The organism is Aeromonas sp. HMWF015, assembly GCF_963878965.1.
Classification (GTDB): domain Bacteria; phylum Pseudomonadota; class Gammaproteobacteria; order Enterobacterales; family Aeromonadaceae; genus Aeromonas; species Aeromonas veronii.
In genome coordinates this window covers 3260-10069 of the sequence record NZ_CAWNZT010000431.1, presented here as the reverse complement: position 1 = coordinate 10069, position 6810 = coordinate 3260, and the positions used below count along the sequence as shown (strand labels likewise).

At 62.2% G+C, this 6810-nt stretch carries 5 protein-coding genes; 3 read left to right on the top strand and 2 right to left on the bottom strand.

The window, feature by feature from the left end; genetic code table 11:
• Positions 1-745, top strand: a 745-nt coding sequence (locus AACS18_RS22250) for an APC family permease (RefSeq protein ID WP_146184821.1), incomplete at its 5' end; no start/stop codon positions are given.
• Positions 746-818: 73 nt separating this feature from the next.
• Here the strand turns inward: AACS18_RS22250 and AACS18_RS22245 are convergent.
• Together AACS18_RS22245 and AACS18_RS22240 are read right to left on the bottom strand one after the other, a co-directional pair.
• Entirely contained in the window at positions 819-1694 is an 876-nt protein-coding gene (locus AACS18_RS22245) for a patatin-like phospholipase family protein (RefSeq protein ID WP_108613353.1), read from the bottom strand.
• Positions 1695-1739: 45 nt separating this feature from the next.
• On the bottom strand, positions 1740-3278 hold the full coding sequence (locus tag AACS18_RS22240) for a sensor domain-containing diguanylate cyclase (protein WP_108613352.1): 1539 nt from the start codon (positions 3276-3278) through the stop codon (positions 1740-1742).
• Between the two features lie 197 nt (positions 3279-3475).
• Here AACS18_RS22240 and AACS18_RS22235 point away from each other — a divergent pair, with 197 nt between their 5' ends.
• Complete coding sequence (locus AACS18_RS22235; RefSeq protein WP_181363357.1) at positions 3476-4525, top strand: efflux RND transporter periplasmic adaptor subunit; 1050 nt, start codon at positions 3476-3478, stop codon at positions 4523-4525.
• Positions 4525-6810: efflux RND transporter permease subunit (locus AACS18_RS22230; protein ID WP_258228795.1), on the top strand; the 2286-nt coding region annotated here is incomplete at its 3' end. The genes AACS18_RS22235 and AACS18_RS22230, both read left to right, overlap by 1 nt.

The following is a 6810-nucleotide window of genomic DNA, read 5'->3' as shown; positions in this document are numbered from 1 at the left end:
CACCGGAGGCACTCTGGCCACGGCCGTGGTTGCCACCGCCTTCGCTTATGAGGGGTGGATTGCCGCCGTGACCATCAACAGCGAAATTCGCGATTCCAAGAAGAATCTGCCCAGAGCGCTGGTGATTGGCACCCTGATAGTCTTTGTGGTCTATGTCACCTATTTTCTGGGGATCGCCAGTGTCTTGCCGACGGACGAGATAGTGGCGCAAGGTGATAACGCGGTAAATCTCGCGACAACCAGCCTGTTTGGCGGGACTGCCTCGACCATTTTGACCGTGTTTGTGATTATCTCCTGCCTCGGAACCCTCAATGGTCTGGTGTTGGCGACCATGCGCATTCCCTACTCGCTGGCGATCCGCAATCAGGGTCCTGCCCCCAAGTGGATGAGCCGTATCGAACCGCATCACCACATGCCAATCAACTCGGCCCTCGCGGCAGCGCTGTTGTCGGTGATCTACTCAGTGCTGTGGTACTGCAGCATCAACGAGACATTCGGTCGTTACATCGCCCTGGACGAGATGCCGATCGTGCTGATTTATGGCCTCTATCTGTTCCTCTATGTCTGGTACATGCGCACCTTTACCGAGTTGGGCTGGATAAAGCGGTTCGTGATCCCGACCTGCGCCACCCTGGGCGCGCTCATCATTCTGTATGGCGGTATCACCAATCCCAGTCTGGGACTCTATCTGCTGGTCTCTGTGGGGGTGATTCTGCTCGGGTTGCTCTTCTACCGTAAGGAGTGACCGGGTAAGTAAGTTGAAAAAAAAGCGCCGAATGGCGCTTTTTTTTCATTTTTAAACCACAGCATGTCGACAACTAACTGCCCAGCAACCCGAGGCGGCCCAGTTCATCCTTGAGCTGATCGAGGTTGCGCTCGACGCAGGCTTCCCCCTCGTTGATGGCATCGCTGGCGCGATGAAAATCCATGATGGAGAAGCTGCCAAGGCGCGGGCAGAGCTGGATCTCCGGCGGGTCACCGGCCATCCGGGCGCGGGTGATGCGCTCCTGCATGATGTTGATGGAGCCACTCATCACGCTCCACAGACCCGGGGTGGCTGGCGCGGACTCACCGCGATTGAGCCACTGGCTGAGCAGGCCGCCGCTGCCGGGTTGATCCGGCTCGTCGGTCCAGGGTTGGTGCATGTCGGTGTTGAGGTTGACCGCAATCACCACCTCGGCCCCCATGGCGCGGGCCAGCGAGATGGGCACCGGATTGACCACGGCGCCATCGACCAGCCAGCGGTCGTTGACCCGGGTCGGGGTGAGGATCCCCGGCATGCCGCAGGAGGCGCGCACCGACTGGCGCAGCGGGCCCTGTTGCAGCCAGATTTCGCGGCCGGTATCGAGCTCGGTGGCGATGCAGGCGAAGGGAATGGGCAGATTCTCGAGATCGGGATCCCCCAGATGGCTGGCGGCAAGGCCAAACACCTTTTCGCCGCGAAACAGTCCGCCGGAGAGGGCCGGGTCGAGCAGGCTGACCACCTGCAAGCGGGTAAAGCCGCGCACCCAGGTTTCCAGCCGATCCAGTTCTCCGGCGGCATAGGCGGCACCGACAAAGCTGCCGATGGAGCAGCCAGCGATCAAATCCGGTTTGATGCCGAGACGTTCAAGGGCGCGGATGACGCCGATATGGGCCCATCCTCTGGCGGCGCCGCTCCCGAGAGCGAGCCCTACGCGGGGTTTACGTGGCACGACAGTCCTCCAAAAAGGGGTTGAGGGGTCAGCTTACTCCGAGAGTCAGGAGGCGTCACCCTGCCATCTTTCGCTGCGGTTGCGACCGTTAGCCTTGGCCTGATAGAGCGCCACATCGGCGCGGCGTACCGCTTCGTGCAGGGGAAGGTTCTCCTGGTGGGGCAGATAGCCGAGGCTGATGGTGACTTCCAGCCCGGGCTCGATGGCGGCCCAGTCGTGATCCGCCACCGCCTTTCTCAGCCGCTCCGCCAGCTCGCCGAGCTGAGTTGCATCAGCACGGCCAATCAGCAGCAGAAACTCTTCGCCCCCCCAGCGGATCAGGCGATCAGTGGGCCTAAGCTGCTGCTGGCAGGTCTGCACCAGCCGGATCAGCACGATATCGCCGACGGCATGGCCGAAGTTGTCATTGACCCGTTTGAAGTGATCCGCATCGAACATCAGGATCCCCGCTTGCAGCCGGGCCAGATCGCCCGTCTGCTCCAGCAGCACCAAATAGTGGCGGTTGAAGGCACCGGTGAGGGCATCGTGGCAGGAGAGGTAATTGAGCCGCTGGTTGAGACGATGGGATCTCAGGTTGGAGAGGGCGGCCAGCAGCATAAAGAGAATGGCAAGCAGGGTCGGCGTGGACTGGCAGAGCATGGCCCACACCAGCGGCAGCAGGGTGACGTTGTGCACCAGTCGCAGCGGGGTATCTGGGATGGCCATGGTCAGCTGCAATGCCCCTTGCCGCCACTGGTATTCGTCGGTCGGCTCGGGGTCTTGCGGCACCACGGGTTGGTGTGCGCTGCTGGCCAGCACCTGATGGTACTGATTGAGCAGCAGATACTCACCCAGCGCCGGTGCCAGCTGATTGAGCTGCGATTGCAAGCGTGAGAGCAGGATGTCCATGCTGATCATCCCCACCAGCGAGCCGTCCTTGTAGAGAGGCTGTGACATGGTGACCATGGTGCCCAGTCCGGCAAAATCTTCGTAGGGGCGGGAGAGAATGGTGTCCCGGCTGGGGTTGGGTGACATCAGCGCATCTTGCCAGTAGTGCTTGTCATAGATGCTGCGGGCAAAACGAAACTGGCTGGAGGGGATCCAGGGATAGAGGTAGATAAAGTTGTCCACCCCGGTGAAGTAGGCCCAGGCGATCTCGCTGCCAAGGCGCTGGCTGGCAGTGGCCAGCAAGGGAGAGAGGCTCAGGGCCAAATGAAGTTGCGCCTCCCGCGCACTGCCGGGGGGCGGCAGCGGGCCGTCACCGGTGAGGTTGCCCGCCAGTCCGGCCGGTAAATCACCGGGGAGCTTGTCGAGGGCCAGCCCCTCTTGCAGTACCTCGATATGGCGATAGAGCTGGCGGGTGAGCACCGACTGGGGGTCGCTGCGCAGTCGCTCTTCGGCCTGACCGCGCATCGCCTCCAGAAACACTTCGGTCTGTTTGAACCGATCCCGCAGGTAGATGGCGCTGTTGAGGGTATCGCTCTGGTAGAGGCGTTCTATCTGTTTCAGGCTTTGCCGCAAGGTCAGACCAATCAGCAGGATGACCACGGCGAACAGGAGCCAGGTCAGGCGTGTGAGAAAGCGGTGGTCAGACATTTTGGGCATAGGCAGTCAGTCGGGTTGCGAAGGAAATTGTCGTTAGTGTATGCGATGTGGCGTGAAAACAAACGGCGCGACCTGAAACAGAGTGAGCTTATCCCGCTCTTGTTACGTTTTGTCACATTTATACATAGTCACGGCATAGTCTGGGGCTAAAATGGCCCCAATCTGGATTTACCCTCTCACTCTTCATGGACTGTTCGATGAAAATGCGTATCTGGCTCGGCTTGGGCCTTCTTCTAATCGTGGTTGCCGGCGTCTGGGCGCTGCGTCACAGCGAACCCGCCGCCAAAGCACCGACCAGACAGGTCAATATCCGCACTCAAACCGTCAAACAGAGTCTGGCCGAGCCGACCCTCAAGCTGGTGGGCAAGCTGGCAGCCAATCGTTCCGTCATCATCAGCCCCGAAGTGACCGGTCGCATCGTCAAGATTGCGGTGCAATCTGGCCAGAGCGTGGCGAAGGGGGAGACCCTGATCGCGCTCGATGCGGGCAAGCAGCAGGCGGAGCTGGCCGAGCAGAGCGCCAGCCTGCGCGACGAGAACCGCAAGCTGAGTGATATGCGCAAGCTGGTGGCCCGTGGCGCCGTGACCCAATCCGAGCTGGAAGGGCAGGAGGCCACCGTGGCCCAGGTGCAGGCACGCCTCGATGCCGCCCGTTACGAGCTCTCCCTGCGTACCTTGCAGGCGCCCTTTGCCGGTACCGTGAGCCTGATTGATCTCAGCGAAGGGGCGCTGGTCAACAGCGGCGATACCCTGCTGCATCTCGATGAACTGGACAAACTGCGTCTCGATCTGGCAGTGCCGGAGCGTTACCTCTCCCTGCTGCGACCGGGCATGGCAGTCACCGCCACCAGTACTGCCTGGCCGGATCAGCACTTCAGCGGGACCCTGACCACCCTCGATAGCCGTGTCTCCAACGATACCCAGAACATCAAGGCGCGGGTGATGATCCCCAATGGCAACGGTCAGTTGCGTCCGGGTATGTTGCTCAATGTGGAGCTGGCACTGCCCGCCCAGCAGCTCACCCTGATCCCCGCCCAGTCGGTGGAGTACGCCGGTGAGCAGCGCTTTGTTTACCGTCTCGAGGCCGATGGCCGGGTCAAGCGGGTGCCTGTGGTGCTCGGCGAGACCGAAGGGGAGACCGTCTGGGTCACCGAGGGGCTCAAGGTCGGCGATCGCATCGTGGTCGAGGGGCTGGTCAATCTGCGTGATGGGGTGCAGGTGCGCGATCTGGCCGAGGTGAACGGCTGATGTGGCTCTCCGATATCTCAGTTCGCCGCCCGCTGGTGGCGGTGGTGCTCAGTGCCCTGCTCACCGTGTTTGGTCTGGTCGCCTTCAGCAAGTTGACGGTGCGGGAGATGCCCGATGTGCAGATCCCGTCGGTCTCCATCACTACCACCTATGAGGGGGCGGCCCCCTCGGTGATGGAGAGTCAGGTCACCAAGCCCATCGAGGATCAGCTCTCCGGCATCAGCGGCATCAAGAACATCAACTCCATGACCCGCAAGGGACGCTCGATGATCACCGTCGAGTTCAAGCTCGGCTGGAACATGGTGGAGGGGATCTCCGATGTGCGCGATGCCCTTTCCCGCGCTCGGCCACGGCTGCCCGATGATGTGGACGAGCCGCTGGTGACCAAGGACAGCGGCAACGGCGATGTGGCGATCTGGCTCAACTTCAGCAGCAGCCAGATGGATCGCACCGCCATGACCGACTACGCCAACCGGGTGCTGGTCGACCCCCTGAGTCTGGTAGACGGGGTGAGTGAAGTGGCGCTCTCCGGCGATCTCACCCAGGTGATGTATGTGCGGCTGCGCCCGGCCGACATGGCGGCCCGTGGCATCACGGTGAGCGATGTGGAAGAGGCCCTCAAGCGGGAGAATATCGAGCTGCCGGGTGGGGAGATCCGCAACAACTCCATGACCATGGCGGTGCAGATCGCCCGTCTCTATCACACAGCGGAAGACTTCCAGCAACTGCAAGTCACCACTGCCGCCAACGGCCAGAGCGTCTATCTGGCCGATATCGCCGATGTGGAGGTAGGAGCCAAGAACGAAGACAGCGCCTATCAGCGCAACGGCAAAGAGAGTCTGGGTATCGGCATCGTCGCCCAGTCCACCGCCAACCCGCTGGCGGTGGCGCAGGGGATCGAGAAGAAACTCGGTGAGATGCAGCGCTTCCTGCCTGAGGGGGCCAAGCTCGAGGTAGATTACGACTCCACCATCTTTATCAAGCAGGCCATCGACGAGGTGTACGAGACCCTGGCCATCTGCGCCGTGCTGGTGGTGGCGGTGCTCTATCTGTTCCTCGGGCAGGGGCGCACCACGCTCATTCCGGCCATTACGGTGCCGGTGTCGCTCATCTCAGCCTTTATCGGCGCCTGGTATTTCGGCTTTTCCATCAACCTCATCACCCTGCTGGCGCTGATCCTCGCCATCGGCCTGGTGGTGGATGACGCCATCGTGGTGGTGGAGAACATCCACCACCATCTGCAGCGGGGCGAGCCGCCGCTGCTGGCCGCCTGGCACGGCACCCGCGAGGTGGGCTTTGCGGTCATCGCCACCACCGCCGTGCTGGTGATGGTGTTCGTCCCCATCGCCTTTATGGATGGCATGGTGGGGCGGCTCTTTACCGAGTTTGCCATCCTGCTCTCGCTTGCGGTGCTCTGCTCCTCGCTGGTGGCGCTGACCCTGACTCCGGCCATGGGCTCCTGGTTGATGCGCCCGCTGGATAAACCGAACCGACTCACCGCCGGGCTCGATCGCGGGCTCGGCTGGCTGGAGGGGCACTATCGCCACCTGCTGGCGTGGGTGCTGCGCCGCTCCCGCTGGACGCCGCTGGTGCTGCTGCTCTGTCTGGGCGGTATCGGTGCCCTCTTTACCCAGCTGCCGACCAGCCTTACCCCGACCGAGGATCGCGGCGTCATCTATGTCTTCGTCAAGGGGGCAGAGGGAACCAGCATCGAGCGGATGAAGCGCAACATGCAGCAGGTGGAGTCCGCCATCATGCCGATGCTGGGCAAAGGGGTGGTGCAGGCGCTGAGCTTCAGCACCCCCGCTTTTGGCCGTGGCGGCGATCAGACCGGTATGGTGATCATCCAGCTCACCGACTGGGCCGAGCGCGACGTCACCGCCACCGAGTTCTCCCGCTCGCTGGGTGCCAAGCTCTCCGGCATTCCCGATGTGATGATCCGCACCTTCCAGCCAGGCTTCCGGGGTGGCTCCACCGCACCGGTGCAGTTCGTGCTGCAGGGTAACGACTATGCCGAGCTCTACCAGCAAGGGTTGGCGCTGCAACAGGCGGCGCAGGGCAGCGGCCTGATGCTGAGCCCGGATCTCGACTATGCCGAGAAGACTCCCGAGCTGCAGGTGACCATCAATCGCGACAGCGCCAGCCAGCTCGGCATTCCGGTCTCCACCGTGGCCAACAGCTTGCAGACCCTGCTGGGCGGGGCGAGCAAGACCACCTATGTGGACAGGGGCGAGGAGTATGACGTCTACCTGCGCGGCAATCAGACCGAGTTCAACGGTATCTCG